Annotated in this window: 22 protein-coding genes and 1 tRNA gene; 14 read left to right on the top strand and 9 right to left on the bottom strand. The window is 66.2% G+C overall.

Annotation, left to right across the window (positions count from 1 at the left end; translation table 11 throughout):
• Positions 1-21 precede the first annotated feature (21 nt).
• Together hrpA and AC1DBN_RS03505 are read right to left on the bottom strand one after the other, a co-directional pair.
• On the bottom strand, positions 22-4032 hold the full coding sequence (gene hrpA / locus AC1DBN_RS03510; protein WP_477722570.1) for an ATP-dependent RNA helicase HrpA: 4011 nt from the start codon (positions 4030-4032) through the stop codon (positions 22-24).
• A 69-nt stretch (positions 4033-4101) separates the two neighbouring features.
• Complete coding sequence (locus AC1DBN_RS03505; RefSeq protein WP_172829976.1) at positions 4102-4269, bottom strand: hypothetical protein; 168 nt, start codon at positions 4267-4269, stop codon at positions 4102-4104.
• Between the two features lie 81 nt (positions 4270-4350).
• Between AC1DBN_RS03505 and AC1DBN_RS03500 the strand changes: the two genes are divergently transcribed.
• Positions 4351-5319: a GlxA family transcriptional regulator gene (locus AC1DBN_RS03500; RefSeq protein WP_477722569.1), complete on the top strand. Its 969-nt coding sequence runs from the start codon at positions 4351-4353 to the stop codon at positions 5317-5319.
• Between the two features lies 1 nt (position 5320).
• On the opposite strand, the gene AC1DBN_RS03495 is transcribed toward AC1DBN_RS03500, so the two are convergent.
• The 6 genes from AC1DBN_RS03495 to AC1DBN_RS03470 form a co-directional block, all read right to left on the bottom strand.
• Positions 5321-5653: a protealysin inhibitor emfourin gene (locus tag AC1DBN_RS03495; RefSeq protein ID WP_091721196.1), complete on the bottom strand. Its 333-nt coding sequence runs from the start codon at positions 5651-5653 to the stop codon at positions 5321-5323.
• Positions 5654-5714: 61 nt separating this feature from the next.
• Positions 5715-6767: a M4 family metallopeptidase gene (locus AC1DBN_RS03490; RefSeq protein WP_314213613.1), complete on the bottom strand. Its 1053-nt coding sequence runs from the start codon at positions 6765-6767 to the stop codon at positions 5715-5717.
• Positions 6768-6955: 188 nt separating this feature from the next.
• A tRNA-Arg gene (locus tag AC1DBN_RS03485) sits at positions 6956-7028 on the bottom strand.
• Positions 7029-7174: 146 nt separating this feature from the next.
• Positions 7175-8719 carry a ferredoxin--NADP reductase gene (locus AC1DBN_RS03480; protein ID WP_477722568.1) on the bottom strand — a complete coding sequence of 515 codons (1545 nt, stop codon included), beginning with the start codon at positions 8717-8719 and terminating at the stop codon, positions 7175-7177.
• On the bottom strand, positions 8716-9588 hold the full coding sequence (locus AC1DBN_RS03475) for an FAD:protein FMN transferase (protein ID WP_314213611.1): 873 nt from the start codon (positions 9586-9588) through the stop codon (positions 8716-8718). The genes AC1DBN_RS03480 and AC1DBN_RS03475 overlap by 4 nt, the downstream gene beginning before the upstream one ends.
• 3 nt (positions 9589-9591) lie before the next feature.
• On the bottom strand, positions 9592-10080 hold the full coding sequence (locus AC1DBN_RS03470; RefSeq protein WP_314213609.1) for an FMN-binding protein: 489 nt from the start codon (positions 10078-10080) through the stop codon (positions 9592-9594).
• 188 nt (positions 10081-10268) lie between these two features.
• Between AC1DBN_RS03470 and argS the strand changes: the two genes are divergently transcribed.
• The 10 genes from argS (at position 10269) to AC1DBN_RS03420 (ending at position 23182) form a co-directional block, all read left to right on the top strand.
• Positions 10269-11933 carry an arginine--tRNA ligase gene (gene argS / locus AC1DBN_RS03465; protein ID WP_314213608.1) on the top strand — a complete coding sequence of 555 codons (1665 nt, stop codon included), beginning with the start codon at positions 10269-10271 and terminating at the stop codon, positions 11931-11933.
• A gap of 5 nt (positions 11934-11938) precedes the next feature.
• Complete coding sequence (gene lysA / locus AC1DBN_RS03460; protein ID WP_314213606.1) at positions 11939-13438, top strand: diaminopimelate decarboxylase; 1500 nt, start codon at positions 11939-11941, stop codon at positions 13436-13438.
• Positions 13439-14767: a homoserine dehydrogenase gene (locus AC1DBN_RS03455; protein ID WP_314213605.1), complete on the top strand. Its 1329-nt coding sequence runs from the start codon at positions 13439-13441 to the stop codon at positions 14765-14767.
• On the top strand, positions 14768-15874 hold the full coding sequence (thrC, locus tag AC1DBN_RS03450; RefSeq protein ID WP_091721182.1) for a threonine synthase: 1107 nt from the start codon (positions 14768-14770) through the stop codon (positions 15872-15874).
• Positions 15875-15876: 2 nt separating this feature from the next.
• Positions 15877-16851 (top strand): homoserine kinase, encoded by a 975-nt coding sequence (gene thrB, locus AC1DBN_RS03445; RefSeq protein WP_314213603.1) that lies wholly within the window; start codon positions 15877-15879, stop codon positions 16849-16851.
• A gap of 292 nt (positions 16852-17143) precedes the next feature.
• Positions 17144-19327 carry a transcription termination factor Rho gene (gene rho, locus AC1DBN_RS03440; protein ID WP_314213602.1) on the top strand — a complete coding sequence of 728 codons (2184 nt, stop codon included), beginning with the start codon at positions 17144-17146 and terminating at the stop codon, positions 19325-19327.
• A 310-nt stretch (positions 19328-19637) separates the two neighbouring features.
• Positions 19638-20711, top strand: a complete 1074-nt coding sequence (gene prfA / locus AC1DBN_RS03435; protein ID WP_477722567.1) for a peptide chain release factor 1 — start codon at positions 19638-19640, stop codon at positions 20709-20711.
• Between the two features lie 9 nt (positions 20712-20720).
• Positions 20721-21587, top strand: a complete 867-nt coding sequence (gene prmC, locus AC1DBN_RS03430) for a peptide chain release factor N(5)-glutamine methyltransferase (protein WP_091721169.1) — start codon at positions 20721-20723, stop codon at positions 21585-21587.
• A gap of 12 nt (positions 21588-21599) precedes the next feature.
• Positions 21600-22424 (top strand): L-threonylcarbamoyladenylate synthase, encoded by an 825-nt coding sequence (locus tag AC1DBN_RS03425; protein ID WP_091721167.1) that lies wholly within the window; start codon positions 21600-21602, stop codon positions 22422-22424.
• Positions 22424-23182 carry a WecB/TagA/CpsF family glycosyltransferase gene (locus AC1DBN_RS03420; RefSeq protein WP_091721164.1) on the top strand — a complete coding sequence of 253 codons (759 nt, stop codon included), beginning with the start codon at positions 22424-22426 and terminating at the stop codon, positions 23180-23182. The genes AC1DBN_RS03425 and AC1DBN_RS03420 overlap by 1 nt, the downstream gene beginning before the upstream one ends.
• A gap of 36 nt (positions 23183-23218) precedes the next feature.
• On the opposite strand, the gene AC1DBN_RS03415 is transcribed toward AC1DBN_RS03420, so the two are convergent.
• Positions 23219-24115 (bottom strand): glycosyltransferase, encoded by an 897-nt coding sequence (locus AC1DBN_RS03415; RefSeq protein ID WP_091721161.1) that lies wholly within the window; start codon positions 24113-24115, stop codon positions 23219-23221.
• Positions 24116-24404: 289 nt separating this feature from the next.
• Here AC1DBN_RS03415 and AC1DBN_RS03410 point away from each other — a divergent pair, with 289 nt between their 5' ends.
• The 3 genes from AC1DBN_RS03410 to AC1DBN_RS03400 all read left to right on the top strand — a co-directional run bounded on the left by AC1DBN_RS03410 (position 24405) and on the right by AC1DBN_RS03400 (position 26436).
• Positions 24405-25517, top strand: coding sequence for an MraY family glycosyltransferase (locus AC1DBN_RS03410; RefSeq protein WP_477722566.1), 1113 nt, complete (start codon positions 24405-24407; stop codon positions 25515-25517).
• Between the two features lie 105 nt (positions 25518-25622).
• On the top strand, positions 25623-26105 hold the full coding sequence (locus AC1DBN_RS03405; protein WP_091721156.1) for a hypothetical protein: 483 nt from the start codon (positions 25623-25625) through the stop codon (positions 26103-26105).
• Positions 26098-26436 carry an AtpZ/AtpI family protein gene (locus AC1DBN_RS03400; protein ID WP_477722565.1) on the top strand — a complete coding sequence of 113 codons (339 nt, stop codon included), beginning with the start codon at positions 26098-26100 and terminating at the stop codon, positions 26434-26436. The genes AC1DBN_RS03405 and AC1DBN_RS03400 overlap by 8 nt, the downstream gene beginning before the upstream one ends.
• Positions 26437-26460 lie beyond the last annotated feature (24 nt).

Genomic DNA, 26460 nt, shown 5'->3' with positions numbered 1-26460 from the left:
CCTCTCGGGGTAAGTTGCCCGCTATGCCGGGGCCAGGGCTTTGTTGAGTACGGTGCGGATGCGCTTCTCCGAGACGGAGTAGGCAGTTCCAAGTTCGACGGCGAAGAGGCTCACCCGGAGTTCCTCGAGCATCCAGCGCACCTGGGTTAACTCACGCCCGGCGCGCCGCCCCGGCAGCAGCGCCGAAACTGCATCGTCGTAGTCGTCTTCGAGGCGCTGGACCACGGCCATGTTGAGGGCGTCGCGCTGGACGTTGCCCGGCAGGCGTTCCAGCCGTTTCTCGATGGCCGTGAGGTACCGGGGCAGCTGGCTGAGCTGTGCGTAGCCCGTGCGTGCCACAAAACCGGGGTAGACCAGCTGCTCCAGCTGGCTTTTGATGTCGTTCAGGGCGCTGATCAGGGCCAGGCTGGTAGTGCCCTTAAGCTGCTTTTCGATCCGGCGGGTGCTGGCGAGGATGCGCTCCACGACGGCAGTCACGCTGAACACGGTGTCAATCAGCTCCGCACGGACCACCTCATAGAGCCGGTCGAAGGCGTTCCTGTCCCACGGCAGCTCGGCCGGGGTGAGCTTATCGATGGCCGCCAGTGCACAGTCGGCAATCAACGCCGACACTGAGCCGTGCGGATTTTGGCTGAACGTGAGCTTTTCGGTGTTGCTCAGATGTTCGAGGACGTAGCGGTCCGGCGCCGGGACGCGCAACGCCAGCAGGCGGATGACGCCGCCCCGCATGGCATCGAGCTGCTCATCCGGGGTCTGGAAGACCTGCAGTGACACGGATGTGCCCTGGTCCACCAGCGCCGGGTACCCGGTCACCGTATGGCCCTTGACCATGTTGCTGACCTTGCGCTCTACGCTGCCGAAGCTCCACTCCGTCAGACCGTCGCGCTCCACGAATCCGGCAGCGGCCCGGCTGCCGCCGGCGTTGGTGGCGGCGGGCTGCCCGGCCGGTGCCGCTCCGGCGTCGCGCGTTGCTCCCGCTGGAGCGGCCCCGGATGCCCCTTGGCCCTTGCCATGGGCCTTCGCGCGGGTCGTGGTGGCGGGTGTGGCTCCGAGGGATTCGGCAATGGCGCGCCGGGTAGCCGGGGCCAGGCTCTCCTGGAGCGCCGCAAGGTCCTTGCCTTCGCCGAGGGCCTTGCCTTTGCTGTCCACCACCGTAAAGCTCACGCGCAGGTGCGGCGGCACGGCGTCCCAGTTCCACGAGCCGGGGGGAATGACCGCTCCGCGGAGGCGGCGCAGGGCCAGCTCCAGTGACGGCTCAAGCCCGTCCGTAGCGGGATCGAAGTCGGCCTCCAGCAGTGCGACGGCCTGGCGTGCCACGTCGGGGGCCGGGACAAAGTTCTTCCGCACCTGTTTTGGCAGCGATTTGATCAGGGCCGTCACCAGCTCCACGCGCTGTCCGGGGATCAGCCACCGGAACGGGGCGTCATCGAGCTGGTTGAGGAACAGCACGGGAACTTCCGCCGTCACGCCGTCGGAGGGGTTCGGGGGAGACCCGGGGGCCACCGGGTGGAACTCGTAGGTCAGCGGAAGTTCGAAGCCCTTATGCAGCCAGGTCTTCGGGTACGCGGCCTCGTCAAGGTCCTCGGCATCGTCGCTGAGCAGAAGTGACTTGTCGAAGTCCAGCAGGTCGGGATTGTCCCGGCGGGCGTCCTTCCACCACTTGTCGAAGTGGCGTTCCGAGACCACATCGGCGCCCACCCGGGCATCGTAGAAGTCGAAGAGCGTGTCGTCGTCGACCATCAGGTCACGGCGCCGCATCCGGGCTTCAAGCTCTTCCACCTCGTGCAGGAGGGCACGGTTGCGGTGGAAGAACTTGTGGTGGGTGCGCCAGTCGCCCTCCACCAGGGCGTGCCGGATGAACAGCTCCCTCGCCACCACCGGGTCCACCCGGCCATAGTTGATCCGCCGCTGGGCGATGATGGGGACACCGTAGAGGGTCACCTTCTCGTAGGCCATGACGGCGCCCTGGCGCGTTGACCAGTGCGGCTCGCTGTAGCTGCGCTTCACCAGGTCCGGTGCCACCTGCTCGGCCCAGTCGGGATCGAACTTCGCGGCCACCCTGGCCCACAGCCGGCTGGTTTCCACCAATTCGGCAGCCATGACGAACGTAGGTGACTTCTTGAACAATGCGGAGCCCGGGAAGATGGCGAACCGGCTGCCCCGGGCACCGGCATATTCGCGCTTGCGTTCGTCCAGGATGCCGATGTGGCTCAGCAGCCCGGACAGCAGGCTGATGTGGACACCCTCGTGGTTCCCCACCGGATCCGTGAGCCGCTTGTTGTCCAGGCTGATGCCCAGCGGGCGGGCCAGCTGGCGCAGCTGGGTGAACAGGTCCTGCCACTCCCGGACCCGGAGGTAGTTGATGAACTCCGCCCGGCACAGGCGGCGGAACGCCGACGACGACAGTTCCTGCTGCTTCTCCTGCAGGTAGTTCCAGAGGTTCAGGTAACCGGTGAAGTCCGAGTTTTCGTCCTTGAACCGGTTGTGCTTCTCTGCCGCCAGTTGTTGCTTGTCCGTGGGGCGCTCGCGCGGGTCCTGGATGGTGAGCGCAGCGGCGAGGATCATGACTTCCCGCACGCAGTTGCGTTTGCCGGCCTCCACGATCATGCGGCCCAGGCGGGGGTCCACGGGCAGCTGGGCAAGTTTCTGCCCGACGGCGGTGAGGCCGCCGCCCTGGGGTCCGCCCCGGGTGCCTGTTTCCGCCTGCCCCGCCTTGCCTTGGGACCGCGGGGGAGCCAGGGCGCCGAGCTCGCGAAGGAGGGTGACGCCGTCGTTGATGGCCCGGGTTTCCGGCGGTTCAACGAAGGGGAATTCCTCCACGTCCTTGGGTCCGCGTGCCACGCCCATGGCGGTCATCTGCAGGATTACTGCTGCCAAGTTGGTTCGCAGGATCTCAGGATCGGTGAACTGGGGGCGGGACTCGAAGTCCTCCTCCGAGTACAGCCGGATGGCGATGCCGTCGGAGACGCGGCCACAGCGGCCGGACCGCTGGTTGGCTGAGGCCTGGGAAACCCGTTCGATGGGCAGCCGCTGGACCTTGGTGCGGTGTGAGTACCGCGAGATGCGGGCCGTGCCGGTATCGATGACGTATTTGATGCCGGGGACCGTCAGCGAGGTTTCTGCCACGTTGGTGGCCAGCACGATCCGGCGCTTGCTGCCCGGGTGGAAGACCTTGTGCTGTTCCTGCAGGCTCAGGCGAGCGAAGAGCGGTAGCACCTCGGTGCCTGCGAGCCGGCGGTTCCCCTGGATGCGCGCCTGGAGTGCTTCGGCGGCGTCTCGGATCTCGCGCTCGCCGGAGAAGAACACGAGGATGTCGCCCGGGGCTTCCGCCGCGAGTTCGTCCACGGCGTCGCAGACGGCGTCCAGGGGGTCGCGGTCCTCTTCAAGCTCGTCGTCCGAGGCGTCATCGTCTTCCTCCCTGGGCTGGGAGAGGGGGCGGTAACGGATTTCCACCGGGAAGGTACGGCCGGAGACCTCGATGATGGGTGCCGGTGTTTCCGGCGTGCCGAAGTGGTTGGCGAAGCGCTCGGGATCGATGGTGGCCGAGGTGATGATGAGTTTCAGGTCCGGCCGCTGGGGGAGGATCCGCTTCAGGTAGCCGAGGATGAAGTCGATGTTGAGGCTGCGCTCATGGGCTTCATCAATGATGATGGCGTTGTACTTGCGGAGCAGCTTGTCGCGCTGGATCTCGGCCAGCAGGATGCCGTCGGTCATCAGTTTGACCTTGGTGGCCTTGCTGACTTCGCCGGTGAAGCGGACCTGGAACCCCACCTCTTGGCCGATCTCCACGCCCAGTTCCTCGGCGATGCGTTCGGCGACGGTGCGGGCGGCGAGCCGGCGCGGCTGGGTGTGGCCGATCAGCCCGTTCTCGCCCAGGCCCAGTTCCAGGCACATCTTGGGGATCTGGGTGGTCTTTCCGGAACCGGTCTCGCCGGCAATGATGGTCACCTGATTGGCCGCAATGGCTGCCATCAGGTCCTCGCGGCGCTCGGAGACCGGCAGTTCGGCGGGATAGGAAATGTGAAAAGTCATGGCTGCAGACAGTCTACTGCGGCGGGGCCGGCTCCCTGTGGTTCGACTGCCTGCGGCGGTTGCTGGTGGCTAGAAGATGCGGAGGGTGTAGTTGGTGCTGGGCAGGTCCAGCGCGGACCAGTCCTGGTGCGAAGCGACGGGAGGCGTGTGCCCCCGGCCGTCGCTGAGGAGTGCCGCCACGGTGGCCGCGGCGACGAGGAGGAGGACGATGATGAGGATGGCTGCGAAGATTTCCATATCTCCATGCTTCTCCTGTGGACCGGCAGGAAACAGTGGCAGAAATGCCCAAAAAGGGAAAATTTCTGCCACACTGAAGACATGCTGAAAACCGTGGCAGTGATCGTGGTTCCCAACTTCTCGATGTTCGAATTCGGCACCGCCTGCGAGGTGTTCGGAATCGACCGCTCGGACCGGGGGAACGGCGTTCCCGCTTTTGAATTCCGGGTCTGCACGCCGTCGCCGGGGGACGTGCCGCTGAAATCCGGCCTGTCCATGAACGTCAAACTCGGTCTCGAAGCGACAAAGGACGCGGACCTGGTGATCATGGCCCCGTTCGGACGCGACCAGGACCTGCCGGAACCGCTCCTGGATGCCCTGCGCGCCGCTGATGCCAGGGGAGCCTGGGTCATGTCCATCTGTTCCGGCGCTTTCGCCCTGGCCCGGGCCGGGCTGCTGGATGGCCGCCGCTGCACCACGCACTGGCATTACTCGGACCAACTGGCCGCGTCCTATCCGGCCGCCCGGGTCGATGAAAACGTCCTGTATGTCCAGGACGGCAACATCATCTCCTCCGCCGGAACGGCCGCAGGCATTGACGCCTGCCTGCACCTGGTGCGGGTGGAGCTCGGCGCACAGGTTGCCTCCGCCATCGCACGGGACATGGTGGTTCCCCCGCACCGTGACGGCGGCCAGGCCCAGTTCATCGACCGGCCCATGCCCACGTGCGGCTCGGCGCCCATGGAGGCACTGCTGCGCTGGATGGTACAGAACCTGGACCGTGAGCACTCGGTCAATGAACTGGCGGCCCGGGTGCACATGTCAGCGCGCACGTTCGCACGGAAGTTCCGGTCGGAAACCGGGGCCACGCCCGCCGCGTGGCTCAATTCCCAAAGGGTGCTGCGGGCGCAGGAACTGCTCGAGTCCACGGACCTGAATATCGATGAAGTGGCCAAGGAATCAGGATTCGGCCACCCGGTGCTGCTGCGGCACCATTTCGCAAAAGTACTGGATACCAGCCCGCAGTCCTATCGCCGGGCGTTCCGGGGGCAACTGGCCGAGGCGGGCTAGCTCACGCGCCGGACGTCCCGTCGTCGTCCGCTGTCGCCTGGTCCTGTTCCGCTGCGGCCCGGGCACTCTCCACGAGGATGCGCCACGGACCGGTGACTGCGCGCTCCGGCAGGGCGGCGCGGCGCCCGCCTGCACGGATGGAATAGATAAACCGATCCGGCTGGGCGTCGGCGAACTCCCTGGCCGCCGCCACCGCGGTCCGCGGGACGGCGTCCCAGGGGCACGCCTCAACGATCGGCTGCCACTGGTTGATGGCAGTCTCGGACCGGGCATCCACGGTCCACACCCTGGTGATCGCCGCGATTCCGCCGGTGCGCTCAACACTGATCTTCATGGCCTGGTTCCTGGGGCTTCCGCTCAGCCTGGCGGACTGGAATCCGGCAGCCAGGCATCTGTTAAAGCTTGACCTTCACAGTTTCCCACGCCTTCCGGACGGCGTCATGCTCCTTGCTGTCCGACCCGAAAAGTTCCACCGCCGCCGCGAGTGTGGCGCGGGCAAAGACGGTGAAGGTGGCCGTGGCGGGAAGCGAGCCCCCGGTCAGGGTTTCGTACCAGATGCGCCCCGGTGCGTCCCAGGCGTTTCCGCCCAGGGCGTCCGCCACGAGGTAGAACGCCCTGTTGGGGATGCCCGAGTTGATATGGACGCCGCCGTTGTCAGCGCTGGTCCGGACGTAGCCGTCCATGGAATCAGGCTGGGGATCCTTGCCGAGCACATCGTCGTCGTACGCCGTTCCCGGGGCCTTCATGGAGCGCAGTGCCTGCCCTTGCACCTCCGGTGTGAAGAGTCCCTCGCCGATGAGCCAGCTGGCTTCCGCCGCGGACTGGCCCTTCACATACTGCTCCACCAGTGCGCCGAAGACATCCGACATGGATTCGTTCAGGGCTCCGGCCTGGTTGCGGTACGCCAGGCCGGCGGAAAACTGCGTGACCCCGTGCGCCAGTTCGTGGCCGATGACACTCAGTGAGGCGGTGAACCGCTGGAAGACAGCGCCGTCGCCGTCACCAAAGACCATCTGCTTGCCGTCCCAGAAAGCATTGTCGTACAGCTTGCCGAAATGCACGGTGGCGTCCATCGGGAGACCGCGGCCGTCAATGGAGTCCCGGCCAAAGACGTCCGCGTAGAGGCGGTGGGTGTGGCCCAGGCCGTCATAGGCTTCATCGGCAGCGGCGTCTCCGGTCTGTGGTTCGCCTTCCTTCCGCACCAGTTTTCCGGGGAGGGATTCGGCGCCGTGGGCGTCATAAATGGTCCTGATTGCCGGGCCCGGTTTGGCAGCCAGCATCCCGGCGGTGGTCTCCGGCCGGGCGGTTATCCGGGCGGCCTGGACACTCTTCACATGGACCAGGGCTTCCTTGGCAGCCCTGGCTGCCGCGGAGTACTCCGGTGCGTCCTGCCGGGCAAGACGCCGCAGCAGGTACGGCGGAACGATGGTGCAGAACGGAACGTGCATGGCGTACCCCCTCAAGTAGGTAACTTCAGGTTAGGAGGGGGCACGGACATTTGGCGGCAGCCACACGGCAGCCACGTTTCCGCCGGACAGCAGTCAGCAGCCGCGGCTGTGCACGCATGACAGAGCGGGCTGCTGTCCGGCGGGTTAAACAAAACACCCCGCCGTACTGGACGGCGGGGTGTTTGCTGTGCCCTCGATAGGATTCGAACCTACGACCTTCTGCTCCGGAGGCAGACGCTCTATCCCCTGAGCTACGAGGGCAATCCGGGGTTCCTGCCGTTGCTGGCGGGACGTCCTAGAGCTTAGCAGGAAGGTGCCCCGCAAAGGAAAATCGGCGCGGGTTCAAGGCCCCGGCCAATCCCTGGCAGTGCCGGAACGGCCTGCCCGGGCACCCTGGGCCACGCCCATCAGTAACCGGAGAAGGAGTCCACATGCACGCGCCGTGCCCCGGCCTGGCGCGCGGCGCGGCGCAAGGACGCCACGCTGGCGGGCGAGCCGGACACGTAGACGTCGCGGCCCTCGATGTCCGGGACGAGGGCCTTCAGCGCATCTGCGTCGAGCCTGGAAGTGCCGGCCGGCGCAGCGTCGAGGCCTGACGGCGGTTCTGACCCGTCGGAGGTGCGTACCAGGACCCGGACACCCGAAGCCCTGAGTTCGTCCGCATAGGCGACGTCGTCCGCGCTCCTGGCCAGCAGGACCAGTACCGCGTCGCGTTCCTCAAGTGCGCCGGAGGCGACGTGCGAGAGGAACGGCGTGATGCCGATGCCCGCCGCGACGAGGAGCACCGGACGGTTCGGATCCCGGGACAGGACGAAGTCGCCGCCCACGGAAGTGGCCGTGAGCTCATCACCGGGCTGCAGACCCAGCAGGACCTTTTTGGCCGCAGAAAGGGGTTCGGCAGTACGGACGCCGAATTTCACGAGGCGTTCCCTTGGCGAACCGGCAAGGCTGAAGACGCGCCGCCTGCCCTTGCCGTCGGTTTTTGCGTGCGGCAGGTCCAGTTCCATGTACTGGCCGGGAAGGAACCGCACGGGATGCGATGGCGTGAACGAGAACTCGGTGGTGCTGGGCGTGAGTGGCCGGCTGGAGGCAAAGCGGAGCTTTACGCCGCCGCGCTGGCCCAGCAGGAAGGCCGCAAGGTTGCCCACCAGAAGTGCAGCCTCGGGTGAATTGGCGATGAAGCCGAAGTTGTACGGGACGGCGAACAGCACGCCCACCAGTGCCGCCAGGGACAGCTGCTGCCAACGGCGCGGCGGCAGCGTCAGGGGTTCGGACAGCATGAAGCCCACGAAGAACAGCACAGGACGCTGCGCCAGAGCCTGCCAGAGACCCATCCCCGCGCCCATACCGGCCCGGAGCAGTTCCAGCGTGATGATCGATGTTGAGACCACCGTGAACACCGAGGCCATCAGGAGCTTCCTGGTCCGGTAAAGGACCAGCAGGACGCCGGGAACCAGCAGCCACAGCATGGCCGGCGTGGCCGCCCACCAGGTGGCGATATTGAGCCCGGTCAGGCCGGTCACGAAGGCACCGAGGGCTGCAGGGTTGAAGACGTGCCTGCCCCGCCACGCCAGTGCGTATTTCGAGGCGGAGGCAAGGACGCAGGCTAACGCCACTCCGGCGACGTCCATTGCCTGGAACGTAGGCCAGAACAGGAAGTAGAGCAGCAGGCCGGTGATGAGGGAGGACTCCGAGTGCGGGCGTACCCTGAACAACGCAGCCAGGCCACGGTTCGAGGCATAGGTCAGGAAAAGGCACAGGGCCAGGTGGGCCAGCATCTCCGGAACGCCGAACGTCAGCCATCCCAGCACGTCCAGCAGCAGGCTGTAGGCCACCAGGCCCGCCAGGACCAGCAGGATGAGCCGGTACATCGTGAAGCGGCCAAGCACGGTGTCCAGCCGCCCGGCAATGGTGGGTGCCGGGCCGGCGGACGGCGTCTCAACGGTGCTCATGTGAACAGTGTCCCTTCGAATTCTGCGGAATAGGCGGCGCTGCCGTCGGAAAAAACCGTCAGCCAGGAAACGTCGAATGACTCCTCGAGCACAGCGCCGGGGACGAAAAAGAGGGCGGTGGCGAGGGCGTCGGCCACGGCGGCGGTGTCCGCCAGCGCCCAGGTTGCGACGGCGGTGCGCACCGGTTGCCCGGTGGTCGCGTCAAGGACATGGTGCAGTCCGTCGCCCCAGGCCCGGCGGTTGGCGGCGGAAGCGCACAGTGCCCTGCCGCCAAGTTCCACCACGCCGATGGCCTGGGCCGGGTTATACGGGTGTTCAAGCCCCACCGGGACGGTACCGGGGCCGCGGGCCAGCAGGTCCCCGCTGGCGTCCACCATGAAGGCCTCCACGCCGTGTACCTCCAGGGCGGATGCCAGCACATCAACCAGCAGGCCCTTGCCTGCTGCCCCGATGTCCAGCACCACCGGGGCGGTGGTGCTGATCGACGTCCCGTTCCAGTCCAGGACGTCCTCCCAGCGCGGGGCCGGCAGCGGGTCACCCGACGGCCGGAGCGTATAGGCGGCGTCGTAGCCCAGGCGCTCGAGGCTTGCGCCCACCAGCGGCGTCATGGCGCCGCCGGTCAGCCCGTACAGCGTCCTGTACAGTTCCCCGAGCCCGGCGGCTTCTGCTGGAAAGCTGTAGCTGCCGGGCTCGCGGGCCATGGCACTGACCAGCGAGTCGGCGCGGAAACGGGACCAGACGGCGTCGAACTTTTCCACGAGGGCCAGCAGGTCCTGTTGTGCGGACAGCCCAAGGACGTGCGGCGTGGAAACCTCCCAGCCCGTCCCGATTCCCTCGAACGAAAAAGCAGCCCAGTCCGCGTGCGGCACCGCCTACTGCGCCTCCGACTTGATCTGCTCCACGGCCTGGTTGAAGCCACCGCTGGTCAGGGACGAACCGGCCACCTTGGACACATTGAGGTCCTCGATGTTCTTGCCCACCACCTGGGCGGCGATACCGCCGGCGAACTCGCCCTGGAACTTGCGGGTGTTGGGATTGGACGGGTGCTGGGTGATCTGGACATCAGTCACTTTGCCCGACGCCAGGGTCAGCTGCACCCCCACCGTTTCGTTTCCGTTGGGCGAGACGTACGTCCCGTCAGCGCTGTAGGTACCGTCCTTGTAGCTCGAACCACTGCTGGCCAGTGCAGATTCCCCTGCGGAGGGTGTGGTTGCCGCGGCAGAGGCGCCGCCCGCGGTCGAAACGGGGTTGCTTTCGGCCGCCGAGGGGGCGCAGCCGGCCACAGTGCCCACGAGGGACAGCCCGGCGATTCCAACATAGATGCTCTTGCGTACCGGTCGGTTCAGTGCTGAGGGTCTCATGAAGGCTCTCGTTTCGTAGGGTGATCACAGGTATGGGCGGACGTTACGACCTTGTCAACGCTGAAACCACCATATTGGTTCAACCCTGTGCATTCTCTGGGATTTCCTTGGAGGCGCCCTGCGTGGATACACGACGAAGCAAATGCCCGGAATTCTTTGCTGTGACTGGCCCCCGGTACCCTAGAAGGGTGACTCCCGAAGAACTCTCCCTCGCCATATCCGCATGCCTGAAGGACGCCGTCGCCGCCGGCGAAATCGCCCTGGCAGAATCAGCCGTCCCCGAGGACGTGCGCGTGGAGCGACCCAAGAACCGGGACCACGGCGACTGGGCCACCAACATCGCGCTGCAGCTCGCGAAGCAGGCCGGCACGAATCCCCGCGAATTCGCCACCATCCTCAGTGCGCGGCTGAAGACGATCAGCGGCGTCGCCGCCGTGGACATCGCCGGGCCGGGCTTCCTGAACATCACCGTTGACGCCGCTGCCGCCGGTGCCCTGGCCAAGGTCATCGTGGAGGCCGGCACACAGTACGGCACGAACACCGCGCTCGCAGGCCACACCGTCAACATGGAATTCGTCTCCGCCAACCCCACCGGGCCGCTGCACATCGGCCACACGCGGTGGGCCGCCCTCGGCGACGCCATTGCCCGGGTGTTGCGGGCCTCGGGCGCCGACGTCACCGCGGAGTACTACATCAACGACGCCGGCTCGCAGATGAACACGTTCGCCAACTCCGTGTACTCCCGCCTGCACGGCCTGCCCGTCCCCGACGGCGGCTACCCGGGCCAGTACATCGCAGACCTTGGCCATGAGGTCCTCACGGCGCATCCGGACATCCGCGAACTCACCGAGGTCGCTGCTTTGCCGGTCATCCGTGCTGCCGCCTACGAAGCCCAGATGAAGGACATCAAGGCCACACTCGCGGACTTCGGCGTCGAGTTCGACGTCTTCTTCTCCGAGCAGGAGCTGCACGACGCCGGTGCCATCGAAAGTGCCGTGGCGCGCCTGCGCGAGCAGGGCCACGTGTTCGACGACGGCGGTGCGGTGTGGCTGCGCACCACGGACTTTGGCGACGACAAGGACCGCGTCATGATCCGCGCCAACGGCGAGCCCACCTACTTCGCCGCGGACGCCGCCTACTACCTTTCCAAGAAGGACCGCGGCTACACGGAGAAGATCTACCTGCTGGGAGCCGACCACCACGGCTACATCCACCGCCTCAAGGCCATCGCTGCCGCCGCCGGGGACGATCCCGAGGTCAACATCGAGGTGCTGATCGGCCAGCTCGTTTCCGTCAACGGGGCCAAGCTCTCCAAGCGCGCGGGCAACATCATCGAGCTCAAGGACCTCATCGACTGGCTGGGCAAGGACGCGGTGCGCTACTCATTGGCCCGCTTCCCGGCGGATTCCCCGCTGACGCTGGACCCGGAGCTGCTGAAGAAGAACAGCAACGAAAACCCGGTGTTCTACGTGCAGTACGCCCACGCCCGTTCCCGCGGTGCCGCGCGCAACGCGGTGGCAGCCGGCGTGGAACGCCAAGTGGACGGCGCGGACAGCTTCGATGCCTCGCTGCTGGACCACGCCACCGAGAACGAGCTGCTCTCCTTCCTGGGCAGCTACCCGTCGGTGGTGGCCAAGGCCGCGGAACTGCGTGAACCGCACCGCGTGGCACGGCATCTTGAAACCATCGCCGGTGCCTACCACCGCTGGTATGACGCCTGCCGGATTGCCCCCATGGGAGACGAAGCCGTCACCGATACCAACCGCACGCGCCTGTGGCTCAACGACGCCACCAGCCAGGTCCTCGCCAACGGACTCGACCTGCTGGGTGTCTCCGCCCCGGAACGGATGTGAGCGCCATGACAACCACTGGAAGGACTGTGCACGCCGGGCACGCGGCGTCCCCGCTGGCCCCCGAATGGCTGCAGGTCCCGGCCGACCTGAATGCGCTGCACGAACCCATGTGGGCTGGCAGCGTTGACCGGAACAGTGCCGGCGCCCTCACTGTCGGCGGCGTTGGCGTGCAGGAGCTCAAAGAGCAGTTCGGCACGCCCCTCTTCGTGATGGACGAGGCCGATTTCCGTGCCCGTGCCCGCGCCTTCAAGGACTCCTTCGACGCAGCCTTCGCCGATATCTGCGGCGGCGTGGACGTCTACTACGCCGGTAAGTCCTTCCTGTGCACCGCCGTGGTGAAGTGGGTGGAAGAGGAAGGGCTCCGCCTCGACACCGCGTCCGGCGGTGAGCTCGCCGTGGCTGCCCGCGCCGGCATCGCAGGGGAGCGGGTTGCGCTGCACGGCAACAACAAGTCCGACGCCGAGATCACCCGGGCCCTGGACATGGGCCTGGGCCGCATCGTGGTGGACAGCCTGGACGAGCTGGTCAGGGTAGGGGACATCGCCCGTGCCAGTGGCCGGTTGGCAAAGGTCATGCTCCGGCTCACTCCGGGTGTGCACGCGCACACCCACGAATTCATCGCCACCGCCCACGAGGACCAGAAGTTCGGCCTCTCCATGGCCGCGGACACCACGGACCAGGCAGGGCTCTCCGCAGCGGAGGAAGCCGTGGCCGCAGCATCGGCCCACCCGGGCATCGAGCTGCTTGGCCTGCACTGCCACATCGGGTCGCAGATTTTCGAACCCGACGGGTTTGCCCTGGCCGCCGAGAAGCTGCTGCGCTTCCTCGCGGCCATGCAGGAAAAGTACTCCATCACCATGCCCGAGCTGGACCTCGGCGGTGGCTACGGCATTGCCTACACGCCGGTGGACACCCCGCGTCCCGCGGCGGAGATCGCGACGGCGATGGCCGCCGTCGTGCGTTCGACCTGCGCCGAGCTGGGCATCGACGCGCCGCGCATCTCCATCGAGCCGGGCCGCGCGATCGTTGGCAGCACCACTTTCACGCTGTACGAAGTGGGAACGCTCAAGACCGTCCGCGTCGATGCCGCTGCGTCGGACAATGGTGACGCCGCAGGTGACGCAGGCAACAACGTTACGTATCCCCGCCGCTATGTTTCAGTGGACGGCGGCATGAGCGACAACGCCCGACCGGTGCTGTACGACGCCGATTATTCGGCCGTCCTCGCCTCGCGCACCTCCTCGGCCGCCCCGCAGCTGTCCCGAGTGGTGGGCAAACATTGCGAGAGCGGCGACATAGTTGTTAGAGATGTATATCTGCCCGGGGACGTGGCAGCCGGTGATCTGCTTGCTGTACCGGGAACCGGCGCCTACTGCTGGGCCCTCTCGAGCAACTACAACTATCTGGCCCGGCCGGGCGTTGTCGCGGTGCGCGACGGATCTGCCCGGCTGATTGTCCGCGGGGAAACCGAAGAAGATCTGCTGAACCGCGACATGGGAGCCTGAATGACGGAAATGCGAACCCTGAAAGTAGCCCTGCTGGGCTGTGGCAACGTTGGGGCCCAGGTTGCGCGGATCCTCCTTGAGGACGCCGACGCCCTCGCCGCCCGCACCGGTGCGCGGCTGGAACTCAGCGGCATCGCCGTGCGCAACGTAAACTCCAAGCGCGACGTCGAACTGCCGCAGGAACTGTTCACTACCGACGCCGAGACCCTGGTCAAGGACGCCGACCTGGTCATCGAACTGATGGGCGGCATCGAACCGGCCCGCACGCTGATCCTTTCCGCGCTCACTAACGGTGCCTGCGTGGTCACCGGCAACAAGGCCCTGCTCGCGCAGGACGGCCCCACGTTGTACGAAGCAGCGGACAAAGCCGGCGTGCAGCTGTCCTTCGAGGCCGCCGTGGCTGGTGCGATTCCCATCCTGCGGCCCATCCGCGACAGCCTGTCGGGCGACCGGATCACCCGGGTGCTGGGCATCGTCAACGGCACCACCAACTTCATCCTTGACCAGATGGATTCAACAGGTGCCCAGTTCGCCGACGCCCTCGCCGAAGCGCAGCGCCTCGGTTACGCGGAGGCCGACCCAACAGCCGACGTCGAAGGCCATGACGCCGCCGCGAAGGCCGCCATCCTCGCAACGCTGTCCTTCCACACCCGCTTTGCGCTGGAAAACGTCCACTGCGAAGGCATCACCTCCGTCACTGCGGCAGATATCGCCGCGGCCAAGGACGCCGGCTTCGTCATCAAGCTGCTGGCAATCGCCGAGAAGTTGACGGCCGGAGGCACGGAAACTGACGGTAAAGACGGCGTTTCCGTCCGCGTGCACCCCACGCTGCTGCCCCGCGAGCACCCGCTGGCTGCTGTCCGCGGCGCCTTCAACGCCGTGTTCATCGAAGCGGAAAATGCCGGCGAACTGATGTTCTACGGACAGGGTGCCGGTGGCACGCCGACGGCGTCTGCCGTCCTGGGCGACCTCGTCTCAGCTGCACGGCGCCTGGTCCTGGGCGGACCCCAGCGCACCGAAACCACCACCGGCCATGTCCCGGCCCTGCCGATCGATGCCTCGGTCACCAGCTACTACATCGGACTCGACGTCGCGGACCAGCCGGGCGTCCTGGCCAGGATTGCCCAGCTGTTCGCCGGGAACGGTGTCTCCATCGAAACCATGCGGCAGACCATCCACCGCGACGCGGAGTCCAACGTGGAATCCGCCGAACTCAGGATCGTCACCCACCGCGCGTCCGAGGCCGCCCTTGCGGCCACCGTCGAGGCCGTGAAGGGCCTGGACGTCATCAATTCAGTTACATCCGTTCTGCGGGTAGAAGGAGTCTAAGTGGCTCACCAATGGCGCGGCGTCATCCGCGAATACGCTGACCGCCTGCCCGTCACGGCATCCACCCGGGTCATCACCCTGGGCGAAGGCGGCACCCCGCTGGTGCACGCACAGAAGCTCTCCGAGCTCACCGGCTCCGAGGTGTACCTCAAGGTTGAGGGCATGAACCCCACCGGTTCCTTCAAGGACCGCGGCATGACCATGGCCATGACCGCCGCCGTCGAGGCCGGGGCCAAGGCAGTGGTGTGCGCCTCGACCGGCAACACCTCCGCCTCCGCAGCCGCCTACGCAACGGCAGCGGGACTGAAGTGCGCCGTCCTGGTGCCCGAAGGAAAGATCTCCATGGGCAAGCTGAGCCAGGCCATCGCGCACGGCGCCACGCTGCTGCAGGTGGACGGCAACTTCGACAACTGCCTGGACATCGCCCGGAAACTGGGGGAGTCCTACCCGGTTTTCCTGGTCAACTCCGTCAATCCCGCCCGCATCCAGGGCCAGAAGACCGGAGCGTTCGAGGTTGTTGACGCCCTTGGCGACGCCCCGGACATCCACGTCCTCCCCGTGGGCAACGCCGGCAACATCACCGCGTACTGGAAGGGCTACAAGGAGTACTCCGCGCCGTTCGAGTCCGAAACCGCCGGCACGCTTCCCGCAGTGTCCACCAAGACGCCCACCATGTGGGGCTTCCAGGCCGCCGGTGCCGCGCCGTTCGTTGCCGGCCACCCCATCACCGAACCGGACACCATCGCCACGGCCATCCGGATCGGCAACCCCGCCTCCTGGGACGGTGCCGTGGGTGCCCGCGACGAGTCCGGCGGCCTGATCGACGCCGTGACCGACGACGAAATCCTGGCCGCACACCGCTGGCTGTCCGCCAAGGAAGGCGTCTTCGTTGAGCCCGGTTCCGCTGCTGGTGTCGCCGGACTGCTCAAGAAGCACGCTGCCGGTGAGGTTCCTTCCGGTAAGACCATCGTCATCACTGTCACCGGGCACGGGCTCAAGGATCCCCAGTGGGCGCTGCGCACCGAGGACGGCAGCGACGTCCAGCCGGTAAAGGTTTCCAACGACGTCGTCACTGTTGCTGCTGAACTGGGACTGGAAGAAAAATAGCCTTGAACGCCACCTCGCAGGCCGCCGTCGGACTGCAACTCATTAAGCCCGGCCAGCGCGTCACGGTCCGGGTCCCGGCCACCACGGCCAACCTGGGACCGGGGTATGACAGCCTCGGAATGGCACTGGCCCTGCACGACACCCTGACGGTGGAGAGCCTGGACACGGACGAACTGGTCTTCGACCTGAGTGGCGAAGGGGCAGATACCCTGCCGCGGGATGCCAGCCACCTGGTGATCCGGGCAATGGATGCGGCCTTCGAACGGCTCGGCTTCCGCCACGGCGGCCTGAAGGTGACGGCCCAGAACGTCAACCCGCACGGCAGGGGGCTGGGCTCCTCCGCATCGGCAGTGGTTGCAGCAGTGTCTGCCGCGAATGCCATGGTTCCAGCGGAAAGCCGGCGCGGCCGGGACTGGATCCTGCAGCTCACCAGCGAGATGGAAGGCCACCCGGACAACGTCGCACCGGCGATTTATGGCGGACTGGCGCTGTCATGGCAGGACAGTGACCAGTACAGCAGCACCCGCGCCGAGGTGGCCGGAACAGTGGTTCCCATTGTGGCTGTCCCGGACTTCGAGCTGTCCACCGAAGCGGCGCGGGCCCTCCTGCCCGCCTCGGTGGGACACCACGCGGCCGCCATGAATTCCGGCCGGGCCGCGCTGCTGGTCCACGCCCTGACCCGGGACCCCAAATTCCTGCTGGCGGGCACGGAGGACTACCTGCACCAGAGCTACCGTGCATCGGCCATGCGGCCCAGTGCGGCGCTGATTGGTGCGCTGCGGCAGGCGGGCCATGCCGCAGTGGTTTCCGGTGCCGGCCCCACCGTGCTGGTACTGGCCAACGGCGAGCCGGAAGCAGCCGACATCCTGGCCTTCATCACCGCGTTTACAGGAGCCAACACGCCGGAAGTGAACTGGCGCGTGCTGAAGCTCGCAGTGGACGTGGAAGGTGCTAAGGTGGACGTGCACCGGCGGTAATTCCGCCTATCTGATCTGCTTCTGCACTCAGTGGCAACTGATCTCCTACTGCGAATCTATTCCGGTGCCACCTGCTTGGTCTGTCGCAGGAATTTGCAGCATCCAACTGCCCCCCACGCGTCAGCCCTCCGTTCCGCCACGGGCGGTACGGAAGGTGAATCAGTACCGGCCCTGCTGGCCGAAATCCAACCGGCAAGGCCGCAAAATGCGGCTGCAGATCTGAACTGCAGCCCAGATCAAATCATCGCGTCCAGCTCCCAGTCCGGACGCCGTCGAGGGGGAAGGATCCTTCGTGACCGAAACCACTGAGCTGTCACCAGCTGTGGAACTATCATCTTCTGTTGCCGAGTCACCGGCAGCACCCGCCAAGAGCAGCGGCCTTGCAGGCCTGAAGCTCGCCCAGCTGCAGGCCTTGGCCAGCCAGCTTGGAATCTCGGGCGGTTCCCGCATGCGCAAGGGGGACCTGGTGGCTGCCATCTCCGCCCACCGTGCCGGCACTCCCACCACCAAGGCACCGGCCCGGGCAACTGAAAAGGCCACCGCTCCTGTTGCCGCTCCCACTGTTTCCGCTCCGGCCGCCCCTGAGGCTGCCGAAGCACCGGCCGCCGAAGGCACCCGTGCCCGGCGCGGCCGCAGCCGCCGCGCCGGCAGCGATGGTGTTGTTGTGACCCCGGCCGCTGAAACCGCTCCTGCAGTTGAAGCAGCGCCCGTTGCGGAAACCGCTGCAGCGCCGTCAGCCGCTCCCGCTGCGGAAGCCGCCGAAGGTGCCTCCGAGCGCCGCCAGCCCCGTACCCGCAACCGCCGCCGTGGCGAAGCCGCCACCCAGGAGGCTCCCGCCGAAACTCCCGCGGAGCAGCCGGCCGGCGAACCCAAGGCCGCCGATCAGGGCAACACGGAGCAGAAGGCCGCCGAGCAGCGCTCCGAGTCCACCGAAACCGTGGATGCCGGCCAGCGCAATGACCGCCGCGACCGCAGCCGTGGAGGCCGCGACAACCGCGATGCCGACGGTGGTCAGCGCGACAACAGCCGTGACGCCGGCCAGCGCGACTCCGGCCAGCGCGACAACAGCCGTGATGCCGGCCAGCGTGACTCCGGCCAGCGTGACAACCGCGATAACCGCGATGGCGATGACACCGACGGCAGCAGCCGCCGGAACCGCCGCAACCGTCGCGACCGCAACGACCGTAACGACCGTTCCGGTGGCCAGGACCGGGACAACACCTCCCGCAACGACCGCTTCCGCGACCGCAACGACCGCCGCCGCGGACGCAACCAGGGCCCGGACGTCGACGACGTCGAGGTCACCGAGGACGACGTCCTCCTGCCCGTCGCCGGCATCCTGGACGTCCTGGAGAACTACGCGTTCATCCGCACCTCCGGCTACCTGCCCGGCCCCAACGACGTTTACGTTTCGCTGGCACAGGTCAAGAAGTACAACCTGCGCAAGGGTGACGCCGTCGTCGGCGCCATCCGTGCACCGCGCGACGGCGAAGACCGCAGCCAGCAGTCCACCCGCCAGAAGTTCAACGCCCTGGTCCGCGTCACGTCCGTCAACGGCAAGACCGCCGAAGAGCTCAAGGACCGCGTCGAATTCGCCAAGCTGGTCCCGCTCTACCCGTCCGAGCGCCTGCGCCTCGAAACGGACCCCAAGAAGATCGGTCCCCGGGTCATCGACCTCGTGGCTCCCATCGGCAAGGGCCAGCGTGGCCTGATCGTCTCGCCGCCCAAGGCCGGCAAGACGCTCATCCTGCAGTCCATCGCCAACGCAATCACCACCAACAACCCTGAGGTCCACCTCATGATGGTGCTGGTTGACGAACGTCCCGAAGAAGTCACGGACATGCAGCGCACAGTCAAGGGCGAGGTCATTGCCTCCACCTTCGACCGTCCCGCAGACGACCACACCACCGTGGCCGAACTCTCCATCGAACGCGCCAAGCGCCTCGTGGAAATGGGCATGGACGTGGTGGTCCTCCTGGACTCCATGACCCGCCTGGGCCGTGCCTACAACCTGGCAGCACCGGCCTCCGGCCGCATCCTGTCCGGTGGTGTGGACTCCGCCGCGCTGTACCCGCCGAAGCGCTTCTTCGGTGCAGCCCGCAACATCGAAAACGGCGGCTCGCTCACCATCCTGGCCACCGCCCTCGTCGAGACCGGCTCCAAGATGGACGAAGTCATCTTCGAAGAGTTCAAGGGCACCGGCAACATGGAACTGCGCCTGTCCCGCCAGCTGGCAGACAAGCGTATCTTCCCCGCCGTGGACGTCAACGCATCGGGCACCCGCCGCGAAGAGAACCTGCTCTCGCCGGAGGAAGTCAAGATCATGTGGAAGCTGCGCCGCGTCCTCTCCGGACTCGAAACGCAGCAGAGCCTTGAGCTGCTGACCAACAAGATCCGGGAAACCGGAAGCAACGTCGAGTTCCTCATGCAGGTACAGAAGACGACGCTTGGTGCTAAGTCGGATAACGACAAGTAGCTGAGTTTAGGGGCGGGGTGCCGGAAAATCCCGCGGCTTGGGGGCCGCGCGGATTTTCCGCCCCCGCCCCTTCGCGTGGCGGCTCAGTCCTGACGGACATGAGCCGCCACGCTCCGGCAGCGGGCAGGGGCCTTCCCAACGCTCGCAAGCTCGCGTAGGGTCCCTCGGCCCGGCCCTTACGGGCCACTCCCGGAGCGGCAAAATCCGAACGCCATGCATTTATCCCACCAAATGCGGGCGTGCGTCCGGACGTGCGGTCAGTCTCCGCATGGCAGTCATTAGACTTGTACAAGTCGAAAGAGGTTTATAAATGTTTGAGTCCGTACAGGGCCTGCTTGATGAGCATGACTCCATCCAGGCGCAGCTGGGGGATCCTGCTGTTTATGCTGACCAGCGGCTTGCCCGGAAGCTGGGGCGGCGGTCGGCTCAGCTTAATGGCATTGTGGAGGCCTACCACCGCTGGGAGGGGCTGCGGGACGATCTTTCCGCTGCCAGGGAGATGGCAGCCGAGGATTCCGAGTTCGCTGCAGAGGTTCCCGAGCTGGAGGCATCCCTGGAGACTGCTGCGGCCAAGCTTCGGCGACTGCTGATCCCGCGCGATCCGGACGACGCCCGCAACGTGATCCTCGAAGTCAAGGGCGGCGAAGGCGGCGACGAAGCCGCGCTGTTCGCCGGTGACCTCCTGCGCATGTACACCCGGTACGCGGAATCCCGCGGCTGGAAGACCGAAATCATCTCTTCCACAGAGTCCGACCTGGGCGGATACAAGGACGTCCAGGTGGCTGTCAAGGGCAGCTCCAACGATCCCGCCGAGGGCGTCTACGCACGGCTCAAGTTCGAAGGCGGCGTCCACCGCGTGCAGCGCGTCCCCGTCACCGAGTCCCAGGGCCGCATCCACACCTCCGCCGCCGGCGTGCTGGTCCTGCCCGAGGTTGACGAGCCCGAAGAGCTCGAAATCAACCAGAACGACCTCAAGATCGACGTGTACCGGTCCTCCGGCCCGGGTGGCCAGTCGGTGAACACCACGGACTCCGCCGTCCGCATCACGCACCTTCCCACGGGCATCGTGGTGGCCATGCAGAACGAAAAGTCGCAGCTGCAGAACCGTGAAGCCGGCATGCGCGTGTTGCGTGCACGCATCCTTGCCCACCAGCAGGAGCAGATTGACGCCGCCAACTCCGAGCAGCGGAAATCCCAGATCCGCACCATGGACCGCTCCGAGCGGATCCGCACGTACAACTACCCGGAGAACCGGATCGCGGACCACCGCACCGGCTACAAGGCGTACAACCTGGACCAGGTCATGAATGGGGACCTGGAACCGGTCATCCAGTCTGCCATCGAGATGGACGAACAGGCACGCCTGGACGCCATCGGCGACTAGTCCGCGCGTATGAGTGCAGGCCAGTCCCTCGCTGACGCCGTCAGTGCGGCAACCGCTGTCCTCCGCGAGGCGGGTGTGCCCAGCCCCCGCGTTGACGCCGAGCTCCTCGCCGACCACCTGCTCCAGGTGGGCCTGGGCCGGCTCCGCGCCCTGATGCTGGGCGACACCCCGGCGCCAGAGGGGTATGACGAACTTGTGGCGGAACGGGCAGGCCGTGTACCCCTTCAGCACATCACCGGGGTGGCCCACTTCAGGTATCTGGAACTGGCGGTAGGCCCGGGTGTCTTCATTCCCCGTCCCGAGACTGAATCGGTGGTCCAGCTGGTGATCGACCATGTGGCGGGAATGGACGCGCCGAGGATCGTGGACCTCGGAACAGGGTCCGGCGCCATCGCAGGCTCCATCGCACATGAGGTTCCCGTCGCCGAAGTCCACGCCGTCGAATTCAGTCCGCTGGCCCACGCCTGGGCGGCCCGGAACCTCGAACCCCTCGGCGTCCACCTCGTCCTGGGGGACCTGCGAACGGCACTTCCGGAGCTGAACGGAACCTTCGACGTCGTGATCTCCAACCCGCCCTACATCCCCGCCGAAGCCATCCCCAACGAACCCGAAGTGGCACTGCACGACCCGCCGGAGGCACTGTACGGCGGGGGAGCGGACGGTATGGAGCTCCCGACGGCGGCAGCGGCCTCCGCTGCGCGTCTTCTACGGCCCGGGGGCTACTTTGTGATGGAACACGCCGAAGTCCAGGCCGGCTGGGTCGCCGCCATGCTCGGCAGGCAGGGAGCCTGGACCGGTATCAGCACGCACGTGGACCTGAACGGCAAAGAGCGCGCCACCAGCGCCTTCCTTGCCGGACCTGGCCACACGGAATGAAAGAATAGGCCTGTGACCACAACCTACGACTGCAGCACCGACAGCCAGCGCGCCGAAGCCCTCGAACATGCCCAGCGGGCCATCAGCGAGAAAAAATGCGTGGTCCTGCCCACGGACACCGTGTATGGAATCGCCGCCGACGCTTTCTCGCCGCAGGCCGTCACCATGCTCCTGGTGTCCAAGGGACGCAGCCGCACCATGCCGCCGCCCGTGCTGATTCCCCGTATCAACGCCCTGGACGGGCTGGCCACGGACATTTCCGCGGAGGCCCGCAAGCTTGCGGAAGCCTTTTGGCCCGGCGGCCTCACGCTCATTTTCCACGCCCAGCCCTCATTGGACTGGGACCTTGGCGAGACCAAGGGGACTGTAGCGCTGCGGATGCCGGCCGATGAAATTGCGCAGGAGCTGCTGACCCTCACCGGGCCCCTGGCCGTATCCTCCGCAAACCGGACCGGACACGCCCCGGCACAAACCGCCGCCGCAGCGCGCGAGCAGCTGGCGGACTCCGTGGAGGTCTACCTGGAAGGCGGCTTCCGCCCGGCCGAGGGCGCGGACGCGGTTCCTTCCACCATTGTTGATGCCACCGGGCCCCGCCTCCGCGTTGTCCGCAACGGTGCGGTCAGTCTCGACCAGCTTCGCGAGCACGTTCCGGGCGTCCTGGGCCTCGGCGAGATTCCCATGGCTGAGGAGAATGCCGAGGAGGATACTGCGGAGCCAGCCGTGGCAGCAGAGCCGGCCGATGAGGGAATCGTCGGCAACGAAGCGGGCAACGGTGAATCTGCAGGGAAGGCCGAGCCGGCGGATGCCGCCGCACCGGCCAGGGAACAGCAGCCTTGATGGCACTGGACCGCCAGCAGATTCCTGTCCTGGACGTCCACGCCACGCCGCTGCGGGTTCCCGAGCTGGTTGAGGAGCTCAGCCGCTTTATCGAGGACGGCTCCACCCGGACGGTGCTGGGACACAACCTCCACAGCGTCACGCTCACCCTCTCCGATGATGGGTTTCGCCGGCTCTACGAGGCCAGTGACATCGTGCTCCTGGACGGGGCGCCCGTGCTGTGGCTGTGGGGGAGGACAGGCAACGCGGCGGGTCCCGTCATGGACTACCGGCTCGGCTCCACCGACTGGCTGCCCGCCCTTGACCAAGTGCGCGGCCTCGAGCGGATTGCTGTGGTGGGCGCCGGCAATGAAGCCAATTCCGGTGCTGTCGCCCGGCTGAGGACCATCGTTCCCGGTGCCCGGGTGGAAGGTTTTCCGGGCGAGGACTGGAACCCTGAACTGGAGGATGCCGCCGTCGCCTGGCTGCACCGCGAGCAGCCGCAGCTGGTGCTGTTGGGCCTGGGCATGCCCCTGCAGGAGGAAGTGCTGCAGCGTCGGCTCGACGGCTTGCCGCCGGCCATTTACTGCGCCGTGGGTGGTGCCATCGAACAGCTGGCCGGGATCCAGAAGCTGGCGCCCCGCTGGCTGGGCCGGCTGGGCCTTGAATGGGCCTGGCGGCTGCTGCTGCACCCGCGCCGCGTTGCCTACCGTGTTTTCGGCGAGCCCTGGGTCCTGCTGTGGCTCCTGGCAACGCGCCGTTTATCCAGCAAGGGCTAACGGGCTCCTCCGGCAGCCCCTACGCGGGGAGTGCCGCTAGAACTTCTGGTCCTCCAGCGGGCCGAATCCTTTGCCGCGCAGGCCGGCGCTGAAGGTCCGTGCCCAGGCAAGCAGCCCGGGAAGGTCGCGGCGCTGCAGGAAGTACCCCAGGTAGCCGCCTACGTCCGCAATGAACGAACGGACCCGGAAATACCGGCGGATGAGGTACCCGCGGTTGCGGTAGTAGTAATAGCGCTTGAACGCCGATTCCGGAACGATGACGTGCCATCCGGCGCCGTACACGTGCTGGGTTTCGGAAAACGCGTGCGGGTGTGTAATGGCTGTGGTGGTGACTGTTCCAAACCTGATCCCTGCCTGGCGGAGCCGGATGGTGAAGTCCACCTCGTCGCCGCGGATAAACAGGCGCATGTCGGGCAGGCCCACCTTGAAGAACACGTCGGACCGGATGAGCGCGCCATTGAAGAAGTGCCCGTCGTCGGGAAGGAACCCCAGTTTCTCCACCTCGGCGCGGTCGTGGGTGACCTTGCCGTCCAGCCGGAAGAAGAAGGAAAGCCTGTCGGGCTGTCCGGGTGCCGTCACGAGTGGAACCACAGCCTCCAGGTCGCGGGCTTCGGCCTCCCGGACCAGCGTGGCGAGGCATTCAGGATCGGCGGGCACGGCGTCGTCGTCCATCATCCAGATCCACTTGGCACCGCTGGCCACCGCCTTGAGGGCCGCGAGGGCAAACCCGCCGGCCCCGCCAAGGTTGGCTTCGGACCGGACATAGTCAACGTTGGCATGTTGATCCGCTATGCTGCGCGCCGGCGTTGTGCCACTGTCCACCAGGCAAATGGTGTCCACTGCGGCCGTCTGGGCCTTGATCGAATCCAGCAGTACCGCGAGCTCCTTCGGACGGTCGAAGGTCACGGCTGCAACTGCAATGCGGGCGGTCATGGGGGTCCTTTCAGCATGGCTGTCAGGGGTTTCCCTGCTCCTTCTGCGCGAGTGTGGCGCGGAGCCATGACGCCGTTGGCGCTAGTATCTTTGACTAGAGTCCACTGTAATACAGCCCTGTAAGGCACTGCGTAAAGCTATCTGCGTACTGTCTGCTGCGCGCTCGGCGACGGAGAAGTTTCATTTATCGGAGAACAGATTCCCGGCCAGTGAGCCCACCTATCCCGGACCTGCCGCCGGCGCGGCGGTCCATTCCCGGCCCCATCAATCCTGAAACGGCCATCACCCCATGATCATGTACCTGCTCATGGGCCTGACGGCCGCCGTCGTGTCCTACGCCGCGACCTGGGGTGCCCGGGTGGTGGGCCACAGGCTCGAACTGCACCAGCCCATCCGCAGCCGCGACATGCATTCCACTCCCGTTTCCAGGCTTGGCGGCGTTGCCATCTTCCTGGGGGTGATGGTGGCACTGATCGTCGCGAGCCAGTCCTTCTTCGTCAAGGACATCTACCGGAACAATTTCTCGCCGTGGGGAGTGCTGGCCGGGGCCGCGGTGATCGTCCTGGTGGGCGTGGCCGATGACCTCCTGGACATTCGCTGGTGGGTGAAGCTGATCGGCCAGAGCCTGGCTGCGCTTACCGTGGCCACCTGGGGCGTACAAATGACCATCGTTCCCTGGGTTCCCGACCCCATCTACCTGGAGAACGGAACGCTCCGGGTGGTGCTGACCGCAGGGCTCATTGTCACCACCATGAACGCCTTCAATTTCATCGACGGCTTGGACGGTCTTGCCGCAGGAGTGGCCGTGATCGGCGGAACGGCGTTCTTCGTCACCGCCTACTGGGTACACCGCAATGCGGTTCTGCTGGATTACTCAGACCTTGCCACGCTCATCACGGCGGTCCTCGTAGGCGGCTGCCTCGGGTTCCTGCCCCACAACTGGTTCCCCTCAAAGATCTTCATGGGGGACTCCGGGGCCATGCTGATCGGGCTGCTGATGGCGTCGGCAGGTGTGGTGTCCACGGGACAGATCACCTCGGGCCTGTACGACCGGGCCAACGGTATTTCCACGGTCATCCCCATCCTCCTTCCCTTCGCCGTGCTCTTCCTGCCCTTGCTGGACCTGGGCCTCGCCGTGGTCCGGCGCACCGCGCGAGGACGATCGCCGTGGTCTGCGGACCGTGGACACCTGCACCACAAACTTCTCGACATCGGCTACTCGCACCGCACGGCCGTAATCCTTATGTACCTGTGGACAGTGGTGCTGTCCTTCGGCGGGCTCGCCTTTGCCATCTTCCCCTGGCAGATCGTCCTCGCGGTTGACCTCTTCGCCACGTTGGTCATGGGCCTGATCACGGCGTGGCCGTACCTGTCCCGCAGCGGCGAGGAACCAGCCACGTAACGCCGTGCGGAAACATTTTCTATCTCGTGTAGAATTTAGGGGCAGCACAAGCTGCCACTCCACCCTGCTGGCTCCCCGCCAAATGCCCCCGACGATTGGGATCGAATGACCTCCAACGCCGAGCCCGGACCTGCGTCCGGCAAAGGACATGTTGGTGCTTCCGGTCCCACCGCATCGCTGTGGCTGCACCTGCTCAAGATCAGCGCCGCTGCCGCGGCAATAGGCCTGGTCCTCTGCAGTGCAACCGCGATGTTCCTCAACGGTGGTGCCGCCGCACTCTCAAGTGCTTTGGGCGGTTTGCTGGTGATGCTGTTCTTTGGAATCAGCCTCCTGGTTGGCCACTTCGTTGGACGAAGCAACCCCTCCGGTGCCATCGGCGTCTTCGTGGCCACCTACTTCATCAAAGTCGTGGGATTCGCCATTGTGATGTTCGTGCTGGGGGCGCCCCAATGGCTGCAAGGCCGCTGGTTCGTCGCCGGAGCCGTAGTGGCCGTCGTCCTGTGGCAGGCGGCCGAAATCTATGGTTTCAGCAAAGTCCGACTTCAGATCTACAACGATCCAGAGGACAAAGGGGAGCCCCGTGCGTAACTCAAGGAAACGTGACGCTGCCGGTAACGGCAGCCGTGCGGAGGGCAGTTCTGCGCCCGGCGTCTCCAGCGAAAACACCGACGGCGGATACAACGCCGGGATGGCCGTCTTCAGCTACATCATTGGCGGAATCATCGTCTGGAGTTTGATAGGGTGGGGATTGGATTTTCTGTGGGGAACGCGCTGGATTGTGCTCGCAGGCGCTCTGCTTGGAGCCGTCGGAGGTTTTTACCTTTCCCACATGCATGGCCTCACCAGTTCCCGCAAAAACACTGGTGATCGTCCTGCTGCCAGCGGTCCGTCCCAGGACGGCGGCACGAATGCCAAATAATTTCACAGGGGGAACTTCAGGCCG

Source organism: Pseudarthrobacter sp. 10T415 (genome assembly GCF_056394175.1).
Note: the sequence above shows the minus strand (reverse complement) of the source record. Positions and strands in the feature narration are given on the sequence as shown.